The 16,477-nt window shown below is 69.4% G+C and carries 18 protein-coding genes; 7 read left to right on the forward strand and 11 right to left on the reverse strand.

Features of this window, described 5'->3' with window-relative positions; translation table 11 throughout:
* The first annotated feature begins 54 nt into the window (after positions 1–54).
* Positions 55–789 (forward strand): MerR family transcriptional regulator, encoded by a 735-nt coding sequence (locus ACZ5BU_RS11940; protein ID WP_465697986.1) that lies wholly within the window; start codon positions 55–57, stop codon positions 787–789.
* A 105-nt stretch (positions 790–894) separates the two neighbouring features.
* On the opposite strand, the gene ACZ5BU_RS11945 is transcribed toward ACZ5BU_RS11940, so the two are convergent.
* From ACZ5BU_RS11945 to ACZ5BU_RS11960, 4 genes are read right to left on the reverse strand one after another with little or no spacing between them, the layout of a single operon-like run.
* On the reverse strand, positions 895–1,164 hold the full coding sequence (locus ACZ5BU_RS11945; protein ID WP_465697988.1) for an acylphosphatase: 270 nt from the start codon (positions 1,162–1,164) through the stop codon (positions 895–897).
* The gene (locus ACZ5BU_RS11950) at positions 1,161–1,427 is read right to left on the reverse strand and encodes a DUF6510 family protein (protein WP_465697990.1); all 267 of its coding nucleotides are present in this window, start codon (positions 1,425–1,427) and stop codon (positions 1,161–1,163) included. The genes ACZ5BU_RS11945 and ACZ5BU_RS11950 overlap by 4 nt, the downstream gene beginning before the upstream one ends.
* Complete coding sequence (locus ACZ5BU_RS11955; RefSeq protein ID WP_465697991.1) at positions 1,424–2,095, reverse strand: ferredoxin reductase; 672 nt, start codon at positions 2,093–2,095, stop codon at positions 1,424–1,426. Before ACZ5BU_RS11955 ends, ACZ5BU_RS11950 begins: the two co-directional genes overlap by 4 nt.
* Before the next feature lie 26 nt (positions 2,096–2,121).
* Entirely contained in the window at positions 2,122–2,718 is a 597-nt protein-coding gene (locus ACZ5BU_RS11960; protein ID WP_465697993.1) for a sulfite oxidase-like oxidoreductase, read from the reverse strand.
* A 147-nt stretch (positions 2,719–2,865) separates the two neighbouring features.
* Here ACZ5BU_RS11960 and ACZ5BU_RS11965 point away from each other — a divergent pair, with 147 nt between their 5' ends.
* The 3 genes from ACZ5BU_RS11965 (at position 2,866) to ACZ5BU_RS11975 (ending at position 4,704) form a co-directional block, all read left to right on the forward strand.
* Entirely contained in the window at positions 2,866–2,997 is a 132-nt protein-coding gene (locus ACZ5BU_RS11965) for a hypothetical protein (protein WP_465697995.1), read from the forward strand.
* Positions 2,998–3,145: 148 nt separating this feature from the next.
* Positions 3,146–3,967, forward strand: a complete 822-nt coding sequence (locus ACZ5BU_RS11970) for a GAF and ANTAR domain-containing protein (RefSeq protein ID WP_465697997.1) — start codon at positions 3,146–3,148, stop codon at positions 3,965–3,967.
* Positions 3,967–4,704 carry an ANTAR domain-containing protein gene (locus tag ACZ5BU_RS11975; RefSeq protein ID WP_465697999.1) on the forward strand — a complete coding sequence of 246 codons (738 nt, stop codon included), beginning with the start codon at positions 3,967–3,969 and terminating at the stop codon, positions 4,702–4,704. Before ACZ5BU_RS11970 ends, ACZ5BU_RS11975 begins: the two co-directional genes overlap by 1 nt.
* A gap of 242 nt (positions 4,705–4,946) precedes the next feature.
* Here the strand turns inward: ACZ5BU_RS11975 and ACZ5BU_RS11980 are convergent, their stop codons facing one another.
* The 7 genes from ACZ5BU_RS11980 to ACZ5BU_RS12010 form a co-directional block, all read right to left on the reverse strand.
* Entirely contained in the window at positions 4,947–6,089 is a 1,143-nt protein-coding gene (locus ACZ5BU_RS11980) for an acyl-CoA dehydrogenase family protein (RefSeq protein ID WP_465698001.1), read from the reverse strand.
* A 13-nt stretch (positions 6,090–6,102) separates the two neighbouring features.
* A complete protein-coding gene (locus tag ACZ5BU_RS11985; protein WP_465698002.1) occupies positions 6,103–7,224 on the reverse strand; it encodes a CaiB/BaiF CoA transferase family protein in 1,122 nt (373 codons plus the stop codon).
* Positions 7,225–7,258: 34 nt separating this feature from the next.
* Positions 7,259–7,981 carry an SDR family oxidoreductase gene (locus ACZ5BU_RS11990; RefSeq protein WP_465698004.1) on the reverse strand — a complete coding sequence of 241 codons (723 nt, stop codon included), beginning with the start codon at positions 7,979–7,981 and terminating at the stop codon, positions 7,259–7,261.
* A 71-nt stretch (positions 7,982–8,052) separates the two neighbouring features.
* Entirely contained in the window at positions 8,053–8,616 is a 564-nt protein-coding gene (locus ACZ5BU_RS11995) for a DinB family protein (protein WP_465698006.1), read from the reverse strand.
* Positions 8,613–10,064 (reverse strand): cobyric acid synthase, encoded by a 1,452-nt coding sequence (locus tag ACZ5BU_RS12000; RefSeq protein WP_465698008.1) that lies wholly within the window; start codon positions 10,062–10,064, stop codon positions 8,613–8,615. Before ACZ5BU_RS12000 ends, ACZ5BU_RS11995 begins: the two co-directional genes overlap by 4 nt.
* Position 10,065: 1 nt before the next feature.
* Positions 10,066–10,602: a YbaK/EbsC family protein gene (locus ACZ5BU_RS12005; RefSeq protein WP_465698010.1), complete on the reverse strand. Its 537-nt coding sequence runs from the start codon at positions 10,600–10,602 to the stop codon at positions 10,066–10,068.
* Positions 10,599–10,892 (reverse strand): GNAT family N-acetyltransferase, encoded by a 294-nt coding sequence (locus tag ACZ5BU_RS12010; protein ID WP_465698012.1) that lies wholly within the window; start codon positions 10,890–10,892, stop codon positions 10,599–10,601. Before ACZ5BU_RS12010 ends, ACZ5BU_RS12005 begins: the two co-directional genes overlap by 4 nt.
* Before the next feature lie 59 nt (positions 10,893–10,951).
* On the opposite strand from ACZ5BU_RS12010, the gene ACZ5BU_RS12015 reads away from it, so the two are divergent.
* The 3 genes from ACZ5BU_RS12015 (at position 10,952) to ACZ5BU_RS12025 (ending at position 16,449) form a co-directional block, all read left to right on the forward strand.
* Entirely contained in the window at positions 10,952–13,732 is a 2,781-nt protein-coding gene (locus ACZ5BU_RS12015; protein WP_465698014.1) for a hypothetical protein, read from the forward strand.
* Between the two features lie 21 nt (positions 13,733–13,753).
* Complete coding sequence (locus ACZ5BU_RS12020; protein ID WP_465698016.1) at positions 13,754–15,289, forward strand: LuxR C-terminal-related transcriptional regulator; 1,536 nt, start codon at positions 13,754–13,756, stop codon at positions 15,287–15,289.
* Positions 15,290–15,369: 80 nt separating this feature from the next.
* Positions 15,370–16,449 (forward strand): flavin-containing monooxygenase, encoded by a 1,080-nt coding sequence (locus ACZ5BU_RS12025; RefSeq protein WP_465698017.1) that lies wholly within the window; start codon positions 15,370–15,372, stop codon positions 16,447–16,449.
* The last annotated feature ends 28 nt before the right edge of the window (positions 16,450–16,477 follow it).

Here is a 16,477-nt window from a genome sequence, read left to right on the forward strand (position 1 = left end):
TTGTGACAGTAACGCTGTCATGATGGTCAAGTACGGGTCGTTATGATCTCCGCCATGTCGGATGTCTCGGGGGACGACGCCACCCTGACAGTTGATGAACTGTCGGCGCGCGTCGGAATGACTGTGCGCACCTTGCGCTTCTATGCGGGCCGCGGACTGATCCCGCCGCCGATCCGGCGTGGCCGCGTGGGGTACTACGGTCCGGAACACATCGCGCGGCTCGACCTGGTGCGGGAGTTGCAGGCGCACGGGTTCACGCTGCAGGCGATCGAGGGATACCTCGAGCGCATCCCCACGGACGCGACGCCGCAGGACATCGCGCTGCACCGCACGCTGCTGACGCCGTGGATGCGCGACCTCCCGGAAACCCTCGATCGAGCAGCCCTGGTACGGCGTACCGGCCGGGAGCTCAGCGACGACGACATCGAGATGCTGGTGGCGCTCGGCGTGGTCGAGCCGACGCCGGACGAGGACGTGTTCCAGGTCGCGACGGCGCATCTGTCGCTCGGCGTCGAGCTGCTCGACCTGGACCTGCCGGTCGAGGCGGTGCTCGACGCCGGCCGGATCTTCACCGAGCACGGCCGCGCGATCGCGGAGGAGCTGACCGAGGTGTTCCGTACCAAGGTCTGGCCGCACTACCGCGATTCCGGCGGACCGCCCGAACACATCCAGGAACTCGTCGAACGCTTCAAACCCGTCACGATCCAGGGCCTCGTCCTGGCCTACGAACGCGCCGTCGGCGAAACCCAGCGCGACACCATCCGCCGCACCCAGAGCAAGCGCCGCTGACGAGCTGCAGCTCGACAGGACGTACACGCCCAGCACACCCCGCCACGCACCGGTGCGCCGGCTGGATCGGACCGCAGTGGAGGTATACGTCCTGTCGAGCTGCAGCTACTGCGTGATTGCGAAGCCCGGCGTTCCCGTCGGCTGCTCGTCGATGATGTCGACGCGGTCGACGGCGGCGTACGCCGGGCCGTGGTGGGACCACTCGACCATGCGCCGGACGCTGTCGCCGGAACCCTCGAAGAGGGCCTCGACGGTGCCGTCCGGGAGGTTGCGGACCCAGCCGGACACGCCCGCCTCCTGTGCCGCGCGCCGGCAGCTGGCCCGGAAGAAGACGCCCTGGACCTGCCCGTGGACGACGACGCGGCGAGCGATCACGAGTTCGGGATGCGGAGGAAGGTCAGGCCTCTGAGGTCGAGGTAGGTGTCGTTGGGCGTGGTGACGACGCGCAGCAGCACCGCGTCGCAGCCGGAGCAGCGGGCTACCGTGCCCGGGGCGTTCACGTACACGCGGGACTCGGCGAAGACGTTGGTCTGGCCGCAGCCGTTGCACTGGCCGATCGCCGCGGTCAGGTCCACGGCGAACAGCTCGCTCAGGGCTCCGGCGGCCGCATTGCCGTCGAGATAGCTGTCTTGACTCATCCGAACCGCTCCGTTCTGACTCGCGCCGGGTCGTGGCCGGCCGCGACCAGCAGGTCCGCGACCGTTTCCACGAACGCCGTCGGACCGCACACGTACGTCGTCGCACCGTCCTCCGGCTTGTACGCGTACTTGTCCAGAAGCTCCGCGTCGATCCGCCCGACCCGCGGCTCGCCGGCCGGCGCCTCCCGCGTGTACACGAGCAGTACGTCGACGTCGTCGGACGCGGCGAGCTCCTTCAGGTCGTGGACGTAGATCACCGACTCCGGGCGGCGTACGGAGTACAGCAACCGCATCGGTGTGGACGTACCGGCCGCGGCCTGCAGCATCGACCGCAGCGGTACGACGCCCGACCCGCCGCCGATCAGCTGCACCGGCCCCTCCTGCTCCGGCTTCCACACGAACCACCCGCCGACCGGCCCGCGGATCTCCAGCGGATCGCCGGCCTTCAGGACGTCGACCAGGTACGGCGAGACCTCACCGCCGGGCACCTGCTCCACGGTCAGCTCGATGGTGTCACCGGTCCACGCCGAGGCGATCGAGTACGACCGGGAGGCGCGGTAGCCGTCCGGCGCGGTCAGCCGTACGTCGAGGTGCTGCCCGGCGAGATGGCCGGGCCAGTCCGGTACGTCGAGCACGATCGTGCGGGCCGTCTCGGTCTCACGCCGCACGTCCGCAACGGTGGCAACCTGCCACGTCAGTCGCCGGCGTATCGCTGTTCTTTCCATGGGTCTCCGTACTCGTGATAGCCGGCCGTCTCCCAGAAGCCCAGGTCCTCGGTGTCGGACAACACCAGGCCGCGGACCCATTTGGCACTCTTCCAGAAGTACAGGTGCGGGACGAGGAGTCGCGCGGGTCCACCGTGCTCGGGGTCGAGCGGCTCGCCGTCGTACTCGTACGCGATCCAGGACTGCCCGTCGAGCAGGTCGTCGAGCGGCACGTTCGTGGTGTAGCCGCCGTAGCTGTGCGCCATCGCGAAGTCCGCGCCGGTCTCGACGTCCGCGAGCAGCGCGTCGAGCGACACGCCCTTCCAGGTCGTCTGCAGCTTTGACCAGCGCGTCACACAGTGGATGTCCTTCGTGATCTCCTCGGCCGGCAACGCCATCAGCGCCGCCCAGTCCCACTTGTACTTCTCCCCGCTCTCCGTGGTGACCGTGAACTCCCAGTGGTCGGTCAGGATGTGCGGCGTCGGCCCGGCCGACAGCACCGGGAACTCCCTCGTCAAGTACTGCCCCGGCGGCAGATCCGTCCCACCCCCACGCCGACCTGTGAACCCTGGCGACACGATGCCCATGAAGACCTCCCTCGGCTCCTGGAGGAAGTCAATCACGGCCGACCCGCGCGCCGGGAGACCGCACCCAAGAGACAGGACTAGACTCCGGGTAAGGCGTAGCCCCGGACCACGGCTCGTCGCGACGCGGGATGTCCGGGAGGAGCGTTGGTGAGCGAGTGGTATGGCGTACCTGCCGCAACTGCCCGCAACCGGGCCGAGGCGACCCGAGTCGAGGAAGCAACGGCGCCCGAGTTCGAGATGGAGACGCCGGCGGCCGACGAGCCGGCGGCCGACGAGTGAAGATCGCACCATCGGGTACCAGACGTCAGCGGCGACGCCGGCGGACCGAGAGCCCCGGCGGGACGCGGCTGTGGACGGCTGTTGGGTGGCGCGCGGCACGATGAGCAACGCTTCGACGATCTGGCCGCTAGAGTGGAACATCCGCCCGGTGGCGGCTCGAGTCTGGACGGTTTGGGTGGATCACGACCGCAGCGCGAGGGTGTGGCGGGCGATCAGAGCCGTCGTCGACGGCAACGGCGCGGGTCCGACCTTGGCGCACGTCGTGCTTGCCTGCACGCGGTCGCTCGCCGCGGCAGGCGCCGGGTTCGCGATGACCCGCGACCACGGACTGCTGGAGCCGGTACTGGCGACCGCCCCGGAGATCAGCGAGCTGGACGAGCTCCAGTCCGCCTTGGGCGAAGGGCCGAGTGGCGAGGCGATCGCGACCGGTACGCCGACACTCGAAGCGGACCTGTCCGGGGCCGCGGCGGGTCGGCGCTGGCCCGCGTTCGCGGCGGCCGGCGCGGATCGCGGCGTGCGCGGGGTGTTCGCGTTCCCGGTGGCCGCCGGTGCCGCGAAGATCGGCGTGCTGACCGTCTACCGGCGGCAGCCGGGGCCGCTGCTGGGTGCGCAACTGGACGACGCCTTGGTGTTCGCCGACGCCGTGTTCGTGCTCGCCCTGGACCATCGCCAGGGCGTCAGCGCAGATCTGGACGAGGTGATCGAGGCCGCCTTCACTGCCCGCCGGGCTGAGGTCCATCAAGCTGCGGGCCGGCTCGCCGCCCAGCAGCGCATCAGTGTCACCGACGCGCTGGCGCGGCTGCGCGCCCACGCCTTCAGCAGTGGGCAGTCATTGCACACGGTAGCCGTCGATGTCATGTCGAACCGTCTGCGCCTGGACGGTGACCACGCTCCCGGCGGCGATCCACCGCGGAACACGCTGCATCCGACAGACGCTGAACGGCCCGAGAAGGAACAGGAGGACGACTGATGAACGCAACAGACCGGAGAGTGCGGGAGGTGTTCATCGAACTGTCGGACACTCTCGTCGACGACTTCGACATCATCGAGTTCCTGGATCGCCTCGCGGCCCGGTGCAGCGAGTTGCTGGGGGTTTCGGCCTGCGGCATCCTGCTCGCCGATCAGCACGGCGTACTGAATCTCGTGGCGGCCTCCACCGAACAGGCGCGCCTGGTCGAGCTGACCCAGTTGCAGATCCACGAAGGCCCCTGCCTGGACGCATTCAACACCGGCCGTCCGGTCCAGGAGCCCGATCTGCGGACCGCGCGCGGCCGCTGGCCTCGCTTCGTCGCGGCCGCTGTCAGCGGCGGCTACTTGTCGGTGCAGGCGATGCCGATGCGATTGCGCGATACGGTCATCGGTGCGGTGAATCTGTTCAGCGAGTCCACGGGAACGCTGGACACGGACACGGTCACCCTCGGGCAGGCGCTGGCCGACGCAGCCACCATCGGCATCGTGCACCAACGTGCCCTGGCCCGGCAGGAGATCGTCACCGAACAGCTCCAGACAGCTCTCAACAGCCGTGTTCTCATCGAGCAGGCGAAGGGATTCCTCACTCACAGTCTCTCCGTCGACGTCGACGAGGCGTTCGCTGTGATGCGGTCCTATGCACGCGCCAACAATCGCCGCTTGACGGAGGTCGCGGACGACATCGTGCACGGCCGCCTCAGGATCCCGGGGCTCCGCTCCGTTCTGCCCGATCACTGATTCGGTGCAACGGGCAACCTGGCGCTTTGCCAGGTTGCCCGATACGCTGAACGCGCCTGTTCAGGCATGCCCCAGTCCCCGGCGCCCTTCGTGTCGCGCCCCTGGGAGGGGTTGGCACGGCACGGTGCCAGTCAGCACGACAAGATTTCGACAGCATCGCTGATCGGGCAGGTGCAGGATCGGCCTCGTCGCGCGGTCCTGCGGCGGGCCACCTGCCGGCTCCTCTCCGGCGGGTCGCCCGCCTACACGCCCATGGTGCGGCCGATGATTTCCTTCATGATTTCTGTGGTGCCGCCGTAGATGGTCTGCACGCGGGTGTCCAGGTAGGCCTTGGCAATCGGGTACTCGGTCATGAAGCCGTAGCCGCCGTGGAGCTGGAGGCAGCGGTCCACCACCTTCTTCTGGAGCTCGGTGGTCCACCATTTCGCCATGGCGGCCTCGGCCACCGTGAGGGTCCCGGCGTTCAGCTCCTGGATGCAGCGGTCTACGAAGACTCGGGCGATTTGGGTTTCGGTGGCCAGTTCGGCCAGGACGAAGCGGCTGTTCTGGAACGAGCCGATCGGGCGGCCGAAAGCCTTGCGGTCCTTCACGTACGTGAGGGTGTCGGCCAGCAGGTTCTCGCAAGCGGCGGCTGCGACGACGGCGATCGTCAGGCGCTCTTGCGGGAGCTTCTCCATCAGGTAGACGAAGCCTTTGCCCTCCTCGCCGAGCAGGTTCTCCGCCGGGACCCGGACGTTGTCGAAGAAGAGTTCGGCGGTGTCCTGGGCCTTGAGGCCGATCTTGTCGAGGTTGCGGCCGCGTTCGAACCCCGGCATCCCGCGTTCGGCGACGAGCAGCGAGATTCCTTGCGCGCCGGCTTCCGGGTCGGTTTTCGCGACGACGATCACCAGGTCGGCGAGGATTCCGTTGGAGATGAAGGTCTTCTGGCCGTTCAGTACGTAGTGGTCGCCGTCCCGGCGCGCCGTGGTCTGGATCCCTTGCAGATCACTGCCCGCACCGGGCTCGGTCATCGCGATCGCGGTGATGGTCTCCCCCGAGCAGAACGCCGGCAGCCAGCGCTTCTTCTGCTCCTCGGTCGCATAGTCGAGCAGGTACGCCGAATTGATGTCGGTGTGGATCGTGAACCCCACGCCGCTCGCCCGGACCCGTGTCAGTTCCTCGATCAGCACCGTGTTGAACCGGAAGTCCCGCGCCCCGCCGCCGCCGTACTCCTCCGGCATCATGAACCCCAGCAGCCCCGCCTCCCCCGCCGCCGTCCACAGCTCCCGAGAGACGATGCCGGCCTCCTCCCAAGCGGAGTGGTGCGGGACGATCTCTTTGTCGCAGAACGCCCGGACGGTCTCCCGGAAGGCATCGTGATCGGGATCGAAGAGTTGACGTTCCACGGGGCGGTTCCTCTCAGAGCTGTACGGCGGCGCCGGACGCCAGCAGTGCGTCGACGTCGGTGATTCCCCAGTCGGCGAGTGCCTCCCGGGTGTGCTCCCCCGGCCGCGCGGGCGGCCGGTCCAGGCGGGTCGGCGTCCGGTCGAACCGCGGCGCGGGCGCCGCCTGCCGTACCCCGTCCACCTCCACGAAGGTGCCGCGGGCAACGAGATGTGGATGGTCGCCGGCCATCGGCAGCACCGGCGCGACGCACGCGTCCGACCCGTCGAAGACCGCGGTCCACTCCGCCTGCGTACGTTGCCGGAACGCCTCGGTGAGTACCTTCCGCAGCTCCGGCCACTGCGCCGGGTCGTTCCGGTCCGGCGCGTCCAGCCCGAGCTTGTCGATCAGCTCGGCGTAGAACTGCGGCTCGATCGCCCCGACCGCGACGTGCTTGCCGTCCGAGGTCTCGTACACGTCGTAGAACGGCGCCCCTGTGTCGAGCAGGTTCGTACCGCGCTCCTGCCGCCAGGTCCCGGCCGCGAGCGCGCCGAGGAGCATCGTCGTCAGGTGCGCCGCCCCGTCCACGATCGCCGCGTCCACCACCTGCCCCTGCCCGCTGCGCCCAGCCTCGTGCAGCGCGGCGAGTACGCCGATCACCAGGTACAGCGACCCGCCCGCGAAATCGCCGAGCAGGTTCGCCGGCACCTGCGGCGGCCCACCCGCGCGGCCGATCAGATGCAACGCACCCGACAACCCCAGGTAGTCGATGTCGTGCCCGGCCGTCTGCGCCAGCGGTCCGTCCTGCCCCCACCCGGTCATCCGCCCGTACACGAGCCGCGGGTTGACCGCGTGACAGTCCTCCGGCCCCAGCCCGAGCCGTTCGGCCACCCCGGGCCGGAAACCTTCGACGAGTACGTCGGCCTGCGCGACCATCCGCCGTACGGCGTCCACGGCCGCGGGCTGCTTCAGGTCGAGCGCGGCGCTCCGGCGGCCACGGTTGACCAGGTCCAGCTCGGGCGGACCCATCGACAGGCCGCCGCCTGGGCGGTCGATCCGGAGTACGTCGGCACCGAGCTCGGCAAGCAGCATGCACGCGAACGGCGCCGGCCCGATCCCGGCCAGCTCGACCACCTTGACGCCCTCGAGTGGACCCATGCAGGCCATTGTGACAGTTCTACTGTCACGGTCGTCAAGTGACCTTGCGCAGGTACTCCGCGAAGGTGAGCTTCCCGTACTCCGGCCCGTCCACCGTCGCGTCACCCGCTGCGAACGCACGGAACGTCCGTCCCGGCACCCGTACGGGCAGCACCGGGCGCTGGACCGCCCGCGCGTCCTTCCACATCCGCGCGAGCTGGACGACGGACCGTCGTTCCGGACCACCGATGTCCTCGGCGCGGCCGTTGACCGGGGGCTGCTCCACCAGTTCGGCAAGCCGGGCCGCGACCTCCTCGACGGCGATCGGCTGCAGCGTCACCGCCGGCGCCAGGACAGCGGGAAGGAAACGCTGCGCACTGAGCACCTTGTCGACCAGGTCGTGGAACTGCGTCGCGCGCAGGATCGTGTACGGCACACCGGACTCGGCTACCAGCCGCTCGATCTCGAGCTTGTACCGGTAGTACGGCAACGGAATGCGGTCGATACCGGCGATCGACATCACGATCAGATGCCGTACTCCGGACGCCGCCGCCAGCAGGTTCCGCATCTGCTCGACGTCCCGCCGTCCCTGGCTGGTGGCCAGGTGCACGACGATGTCGAAACCGTCGAGGGCCAGCCCTTGACCGGTCGTGAGGTCGCCGACGACGTGATCGGGTCCGGGCTTCCGGCTCAGTACACGAACGTCGTGTGTCCCGAGCCGGGCGACGGTCGGCCGGCCCAGGGTCCCGGTGCCGCCGGTGACGAGGATGGAGCTCATATCGGTGATGTCCCTTCAGTCACCAACTCAGACCCGCCAGCCCTCCGATCTGTGACAACTGCCGCTCGAAATCATCCATCGCGGAAGGTCTCCGCCGCCCGCTGGATCGTCGTGTAGAACTCCGACCAGGCGGCCTCGTCGAGCAGGTCTGCGTCCTTGCCGCCCTGGCCGTCGATCAGCTCGCGGACGATGTCGGCGTGCCCGGCGTGATGCGCGGTCTCGTCGACGACCCGTACCAGCAGCGCGCCGAACGTCGTGCCGCGCTGGCCCTCGGGCCAGTGCGGCACCTCGGCCGGGTGGTCCAGGTCGAGCTCGGCGATCGACCGGTCGCTGTGTGCGCAGGCCTCGCGGTACAGCCCGGTGATGTACTCCGTCGACTCTTCCGGCCTCGCCCACATGTCCGCGCCGCCCCAGACCGAGCCGTCCGCCTCCCAGGGCAGCACTTCGGCCGGCGGGCGACCGACGCTGGTCCCGAGGTACACGTACTCGATGCCGGTCAAGTGCTTCACCAGGCCGAGCAGGTTCGTACCGGACGGGACCAGTGGCCGACGCCGGTCGTACTCGCTGAGCCCGTCGAGCTTGGCAAGCATCAACTCCCGGGTCGCCCGGAGGTAGTCCTGCAGAACGGTCTTCACGGGGCTCCTGGGGGTACGAAGGGAACTGGCGGCGCGCCGTGCTCGATCAGGTGCAGGAGCGCGGCGGTGTCGGCGTACTCGTCGATCAGGTCGGCCAGCCGGTTCAGCCTGTCCTCGCGCAGGCCGGCGAAGGAAACAGTCCCGTCGGGTGCCGGCTTACCGGTCAGCTCCGCGACTTCGGTGAGGAACGCGTGCCGGGCCGCGTCGTCGTCCAGTAACCCGTGCCAGATCGTGCCCCACACGTTGTCCACCCGGCAGCCACCTGGGAATTCCCCGGCATCACCGGTCACCTCGACGACCCCGTGGTGGATCTCGTACGCGGTAGGTGCCGGCCGCCGCAGCACCTTCTCCCGGGCAAAGGTGGTTGCGACCGGCAACAATCCCAGTCCTTGGTGATCACCCCGTACCTCCACCCCATCGGGATCGGAAAGGACTGATCCGAGTGCCTGGTACCCGCCACAGATTCCTAGTACTGGACGACCGCCGGCAACACGAGCCGTCAACGCGTCGGCCAGGCCGTTGGCTCGTAGCCAGCTGAGGTCGGCAACTGTGGCGCGGGAGCCGGGGAGGACCACCAGGTCGGCGTCGCGTACTTCGGCGGGGTTAGCGGTGAAGAAGACGCTGTTGGTCGGCTCCGCGGCCAGCGCGTCCAGGTCGGTGAAGTTGCTGATCCGCGGGAACCGCACGACCGCGATCGTCAACAGCTCGCCGGAGGACGTCCGCCGTACTGGGATGTCGAGCGCGTCCTCCGAGTCCAGCCACAGGTCCGGCAGCCACGGCAGGACGCCGTACGTCGGCCGCCCGGTCACCGACGTGAGCATGTCGATCCCCGGCTGCAGCAACGACGCGTCGCCGCGGAACTTGTTCACCAAGAACCCGCTGACCAGCTCCTGATCGGCCGCGTCCAGCAGCGCGACCGTGCCGAACATCGACGCGAACACTCCCCCGCGATCGATGTCACCGACTACCACCACCGGCGCCCGGGTGTGCTGCGCAAGCCCCATGTTCACGTAGTCGGACTGCCGCAGGTTGATCTCGGTCGGACTGCCCGCGCCTTCGCTGATCACCACGTCGTACCGCGACGCAAGATCGTCGTACGCCGCGAACGCCGCCTTGGCCAGCTCGGCACGTTCGGTGAGGAAGCCGCGAGACGACAGTTCGCCCCACGGCTCCCCCATCAGCACGACGTGACTGCGCCGGTCGCTGCCCGGCTTGAGCAGTACCGGGTTCATCGCGACCTCGGGTTCGGCGCCCGCGGCAACGGCCTGGATCCACTGCGCGCGGCCGATCTCGGTGCCGTCGGCGCAGACCATCGAGTTGTTCGACATGTTCTGCGCCTTATACGGCGCCACCCGTACGCCCTGCCGCGCCAGCCACCGGCACAACCCGGTCACGACGGTCGTCTTCCCGGCGTCGGACGTCGTACCGGCGATCAGCAACGACCCCATGTCAGGTGGCGGGCGACGCGAGTCGCAGTACTTCGGCGGTCGGGAGTTTCGCCAGGTCGGCGCCGTCGACGAGCAGCTTGGAGGCGCGGATCCCGCTGCCGATCACGACCGGTCCGGCGTTCGCGACCGCAGCGTCGATCAGGACCGGCCAGTCCGCGGGCAGTCCGATCGGCGTGATTCCGCCGTACTCCATCCCGGTCGTGCCGACTGCGTCGTCCTGGGCGGCGAACGAGATCTTCCGGACCCCGAGGTGCTTGCGGATCACGCCGTTCACATCCGCCCGATGGGTGGCGAGCACCAGCACCGCGGCGTAGGTCGACTCACCCGCCCGCTTGCCGTGGACGATCACGCAGTTCGCCGACGCCGCCATCGGTACGTCGTACTCCGCGCAGAACGCGGCCGTGTCCGCCAGGCCGGGATCGATCGCGACGGCGTACGCCGGAATCTCACCGAGCGCCGCGCGTACCGGCTCGGCGAGCAACTCCGGTACACCGGTCGCCGGCTGCCACTCGAGCTTGCCGAGGACGGGGGCGGTCATGAGTGCTTGACCAGGTCGGCGTACTCGGCGTGCTCCTCGATGAAATCCTCGTAGAACGGGCAAGCCGGCCTCACCTGCAGCCCGAGCGCCCGTGCGTCGTCGAGCGACTTCGTGGCGATCCGCCCGGCCACCCCACGGCCGCGGAACTCGGGCAGCGTCTCGGCGTGCAGGAAGGTGATCGCACCGGGGTACAGCTTGTAGTCGACGAAGCCCATCAGGTTGCCGTCCGGGTCGACTGCCTCGTACCGGGACCGCTCCTTGGCGTCCGCCACGCTGATCTCGTTCTCCATGCCCGCCACTCTAGCCAGGCCATCAGGAGCTGGACCGGCTGTGTCCTAGGGTGCCCCGGGTGCACAACTCACCACCGGGTTTCGTGGAGCTTCCTTCGCCCGCCGACGGTCCTGACCATTTCCTGACGGTGCTGCGAAACGCCGACTGGTCGACGTTCGAACCTGCTCGTGATCTGCCCCCGCTGCGGACCGCGCTCGCCGAGCTCCAGGTGGAGTACGGCGTGACCGACGCGCACCGGTTCGCGACCGAGCAGCTTCGATCCGCCGGTGCGGTGCTCCGCCATCCTGACGGGCATCTCGTCGAGCTCGACGCACTGGCGCTGAGTCCGTGCGGGCGTTACCTCGCGGTCGGCTCCTGGTGCGGCGACGACTACGAGCGCGGCGGCGTACTGCAGGTGTGGGAGCTGTACAGCGCGCGCTGTGTCAACAAGCTGGACGGAATCCCCGGTGGGGTGGGCTGGCCGGGATATGCCCGCAGCATCCAGTGGTCGCCGGACGGGCAGCGGGTCGCGGTGGCCTTCAACACCAACATGGTGGGGTTGTGGGACCCGTTCGGTTCGAAGGGCGAAGAGCCGATCGGCGATGCGTCGGTGACCGACGGCGGATCGCGTCCGCCGGACTTCGCTTTCGCGCCCGACGGTAAGCACGCCTACATCGGGATGCGGGCGGAGCGCGAGGTGCATGGCTGCATCGCTCCGCTCGAGGCGGGGCACTTCTTCTACAACGCGTACGACGAGCACGGTCCGCAGCCGGCCTGGCTGGCCGAGACCCTGCCGCCGGCGATCAAGGCCCGGCTCGGCGAGGACGAGCTGTTCTTCGACCAGGTCTTCTGGTCCCGGGACGGATCGCGGATCTACGGGTACAGCCGGCGACGGTGGGCGGCGTCGATCGACGTTCGCAGCGGCCAGGTGGTGTGGCTCGAAGGGGCCGAGACGCACGGCCAGGCCCCGGCGTGGAGCCTGGACGAACGCATGCTGGCTGTGCACCTGGACGGGCGCCTGCTGATCGCCGACGCGCTGACCGGTGGGCTCGTGGCCGAGCTCCCCGGCCTGCCAGGAGCCCAACTGTCCTGGGGACCCGGCGGCCGGCTGGCGGCGGTCCTGACCGATCACCACTTCCCGCGGGTGGTCGTGCACGACCCCGACGGCCGCAGCCACCACCTGCACGTGGCGCCGAAGGAACCGGACTGGGAGCTTCTCGACGCCACGCCCTGGGCCTGGTCGCCCGATGGCAAGTTCGCCGCCTGCCTCACCACGGCCGGTCAGGTGGAGATCTGGGCGCCGGGCGACTACCCGGAGAGCGTGGACGTCTTCGAGGTACCCGAGGAGACCACCGGGGTGCTCTGGGGCGCGGACGGCGTGATCGTCGCGGCCGGACGGACCACGCTGCGCTTCATCGAGGCCTCCACCGGTGATCTGCTCGGCGACTTCCGTTTCCTGCGGGAGCCGTACGCTTCCCGACCGCTCGAACTCGACGGTGACGACATCGGCCTCGACCTCGAGTACGAGGAGCACGGCGACCCGTCGTTCGTGCTCGACGAGGACACCTGGGCGGCGGCGTTCGCGCCGGGTCTGGTGATCGCCCCCGACGGCCGGCGCTCCGACCTCGACAAGGTGCTCTCCTGGGTGGTCGACCGGCGGTACTCATGGCCGACCTGGTGGGGCGAGCTGGAGATCGTTCCGGACGCGGCGAGCGCGGCCGGGCGCCTCGGAGCGCCGTACGACGAATACCTGCAACGGTTCGTCGACGCACCCGAACCCGCGCTCGCCGAAACCTGGCCGCCGCCGAACACCGCGACCGTCGAGGACCTGTTCCAGCTGGCGCTGCAGTCGGTCGAACCGTTGCACGGGGGCTGGGACGCGCACGTCTCCGAGCACCTCCGGCACGCGGCGCGATTGCGCGCGCGGCGTGGTGAGGTGCCGGGCGCGCTGGAGCTGCTGGCCGGCGTTCCGACCCCTTCCGAGCGGCTCGGGGGTACGGCCGATGTCGCACTGATCCTGGCCGCTGCCGGCCGGCTCGACGAGGCCCGGGCCGTGTTCACGATCACCGACGCCGAGATCGACGCCGTCCTCGACGAGTACAACGTGCCGTTCATCGCGTCATCCCTCGGTGGCGCGTACACCGCGCTCGGCGACACCGCTCGGGGTGACGCCTGGTTCGCTCGTGCCCGGGCCGCGATCGAGCCGGAGACCAATCCGGGTCAGCATCGCCTGGCCGTCGCGTGGGCGCTGGTCGAGTGCGGCCGTATCGACGAAGCGCGCGCTGTTTGGCAGGCCGCGACAACGACCCCGTCGACGTTCTACACCACGCCGTTCCTGGCGTACCTCGTACGAACGGGAAGAGACTCCCTCGCCCGGGAGCTGTTCGCCCTCAAGAGCACCTCCGGGACCGACTACGTCTCGTACTCCGAGGACGGCTCGCAGGAGTATCTGGGATACCGGGAGGAGGGCTGGTTCGACGGGTGGGACGGCGTCGAGGTCCTTGCCGATCTGGGACGTCCGGATCTGATCGGGGACTGGGCGCGGGTGTTCGGCGAGGGGTACGCGTACGAGGACGTACTCGCGAAGGCCGAAGCCAAGGCGCACGACCGCGATCAGCGGCCGACGCCGTACGACATCTCGGTGCTGGTGGACGAGTACGGCACGCTGCGCAAGACGCCCCGCGCCGCCCGCGAACACCCGACGCAACTGCTGGTCCGGCAGGCCGCCGAATGCCACCACCTCGGGGCGGTGCTGAACCTGATCCAGGCGTTGCCGTCGGACGACTTCAACGGCCGGCCCGGATCCGCGTTCCGGGCGCTCTGGATCGTGGCCACCGGAACCGGCACCGAACCGTGGTGACCCCGGGTAAATTGTGAGGCGATGGAGCAGCACGACTGGCCCGCGGAGTACGCCGAGCTGACGGCGGCGGATCGGCGCGCCCCGCTCTCACCCGCGGACCTCGACCGGCTCGCGGTCGCCGCCTTCGTGCTCGGACATGACGACGAGGTGGCAGCGTACCGGGAACGCGCGCACGAGGCGCATCTCGCCGATGGTGACGTGGTGGCGGCGATCCGGAGTGGCTTCTGGCTCGGGTTCCACCTGCAGAAGCGCGGCGAGCTCGCCCGGGCCGCCGGCTGGCAGGCGCGGATCGAGCGGCTGGTGCCGCCGGACCAGCCCCAGCTCGCCGGACTGGTCGCGATGGCTGACGCGGCGCTGAAGATGAACTCCGGCCACGCGGCCGCGGCGCTCCCGCTCTTCGAGCAGAACCTCGGCTGGGCGACCGAACCGGACGCGGTCGTCCTCGCGGCGCTCGGTCGCGGGAACTGTCTCGCGATGCTCGGCCGCGGCGCGGAGGCACTCAAGGCGCTGGACGAGGCGATGGTGCACGTAACTGCGAGCGCCGTCGGTCCCGAGGTCGCGGGGATGGCGTACTGCTCGGTGATCGCGTTCTGCCTGAGTCAGTACGACATCCGCCGCGCGCAGGAGTGGACGCAGGCGCTGACCGGTTGGTGCGACCAACAGTCCGGGCTGGTGCCGTACCGCGGGGCTTGTCTGGTGCACCGAGCACAGATCATGCAGTACCGCGGCGCCTGGTCGGATGCTGCCGAGGCGGCGGAGGACGCGTGCCGGCGGTTGACTCCGGGCGCCGTCGGCCCGGCGTGGTACCGGCTGGCGGAGGTCGAACGGCAGCGCGGGCGGTACGACGCCGCGGAGCGCGCGTACACAGCAGCGGCCGCGGACGGGATGGACGTCCAGCCAGGGTTGGCGTTGCTGCGTGCCTACCAAGGGCGCACGGACCTTGCGATGGCGGGGCTGGACCGGGCACTCGCCGAGGACGCGCTCGCGGCCAACCGTCCAATGCTGTTGGCCGCACGGGCCGAGGTCGCCCTGCAGCTCGGCGATCGCGAGACGGCACGCAAGGCAGCCGCGGAGTTGAACGAGCTGGCCCGCGCGGATTCGCCGTACCTGCAGGCGCTGGCGGCGTACTGCGAAGGCGCCGTACGGATCGCGTGCGGCGATCCGCGGGGCGCGATCCCGTCACTGCGCCGGGCGTGGACGTTGTGGCAACAGCTCGCGATGCCGTACGAGGGCGCCCAGACGCGGATGCTCGTCGCCCAGGCGTGCCGCGCACTCGGCGACGCCGACGCCGAACAAATGGAACTCGACGGAGCACGAACAGTCTTCGAACAGCTCGGCGTGCACCTCGATGACGACACGGGCCTCACGCCGCGGGAGACCGAAGTACTGCGCGTGCTCGCGACCGGTGCGACCAACCGGGCGATCGCGAACGAACTGTTCCTCAGCGAACGGACCGTCGCACGGCATGTCAGCAACATCTTCGCGAAGTTGCAGGTGTCGAACAGATCAGCGGCAACCGCATGGGCCCTGCAGCACCATGTCAATAGAAGTCAATAGACAGAAATGACCAGTCGCCTCTGACCAACCTGGCGTGACAGGTGGATGTGCCGGCGCGAACCCCGCCCTACCGTGAAGGTATGGACAGGGTTGGGACAGTGGTGATCGGGGCCGGGCAGGCCGGGCTGGCGATCGGGTACTACCTGCGGGACGACTTCGTCATCCTGGACGCGCACGAGCGGATCGGCGACTGCTGGCGGGAGCGGTACGACTCGCTCCGCCTGTTCAGCCTGCCGCGGTATGCGAGCCTGCCGGGGTTGCGGATCGACACGCGCGACTGCCCGACACGGGACGAGATGGGCAACTACCTCGAGCGGTACGCCGTACACCACGAACTGCCGGTGCGGACCGGCGTCCGGGTGACACGGCTGTCGCGGGACGACGACGGGTTCCTCGTCGAGACGAACCGAGGCGACTGGCGGGCCGACCAGGTCGTGGTCGCGGCCGGGATGCACAGCAGGCCGCGCCGGCCGGCGTTCGCGGACCAGCTCGATCCGGCGATCCGGCAACTGCATTCACTCGACTACCGCAATCCGTCGGACCTGAACGACGGTCCGGTCCTGATCGTTGGTGCGGCCAACTCCGGTACCGACATCGCGCTCGAAGCGGTCGAGAACCACCGCACGATCCTCGCCGGCCGCCACCCGGGTCAGGTACCGGTCGACATCGACTCCCCCGTCGGCCACCTGTTCACGCCGGTCGTGATGTTCCTGTTCAAGCACGTGCTCACCCGCCGTACGCCGATGGGCCGCAAGGCGATCGAGAACGCCGTACGGAACGGCCTTCCGCTGACCCGCAACAAGCTCGAGCATCTCGATGCCGCCGGCATCGAACGGATCGGCCGCATCGCCGGCGTCCGCGACGGCAAGCCGGTCACCGCGGACGGCGACGTACTCGACGAGGTGACGTCGGTGGTGTGGTGCACCGGATCCGATCCGGACCACAGCTGGATCGACCTCCCGGTCTTCGACGCGGACGGCCGGCCCAGGCACGAGCGCGGCATCGCGACCGACGTGCCCGGGCTGTACTTCCTCGGTCTCGACTTCCAGTACGCGATCGCCTCCGCCAGCATCCAGGGCGTGGACCGGGACGCTCGCTTCTTGGTCAGACATCTGACCCGGCGGAGCGCCGATCGGACGACAGCTGTGGACAGGCGGTAGCATCACCCGCTGAAATGGGTGCGTGGCT

Source organism: Kribbella sp. NPDC031520 (assembly GCF_055580825.1).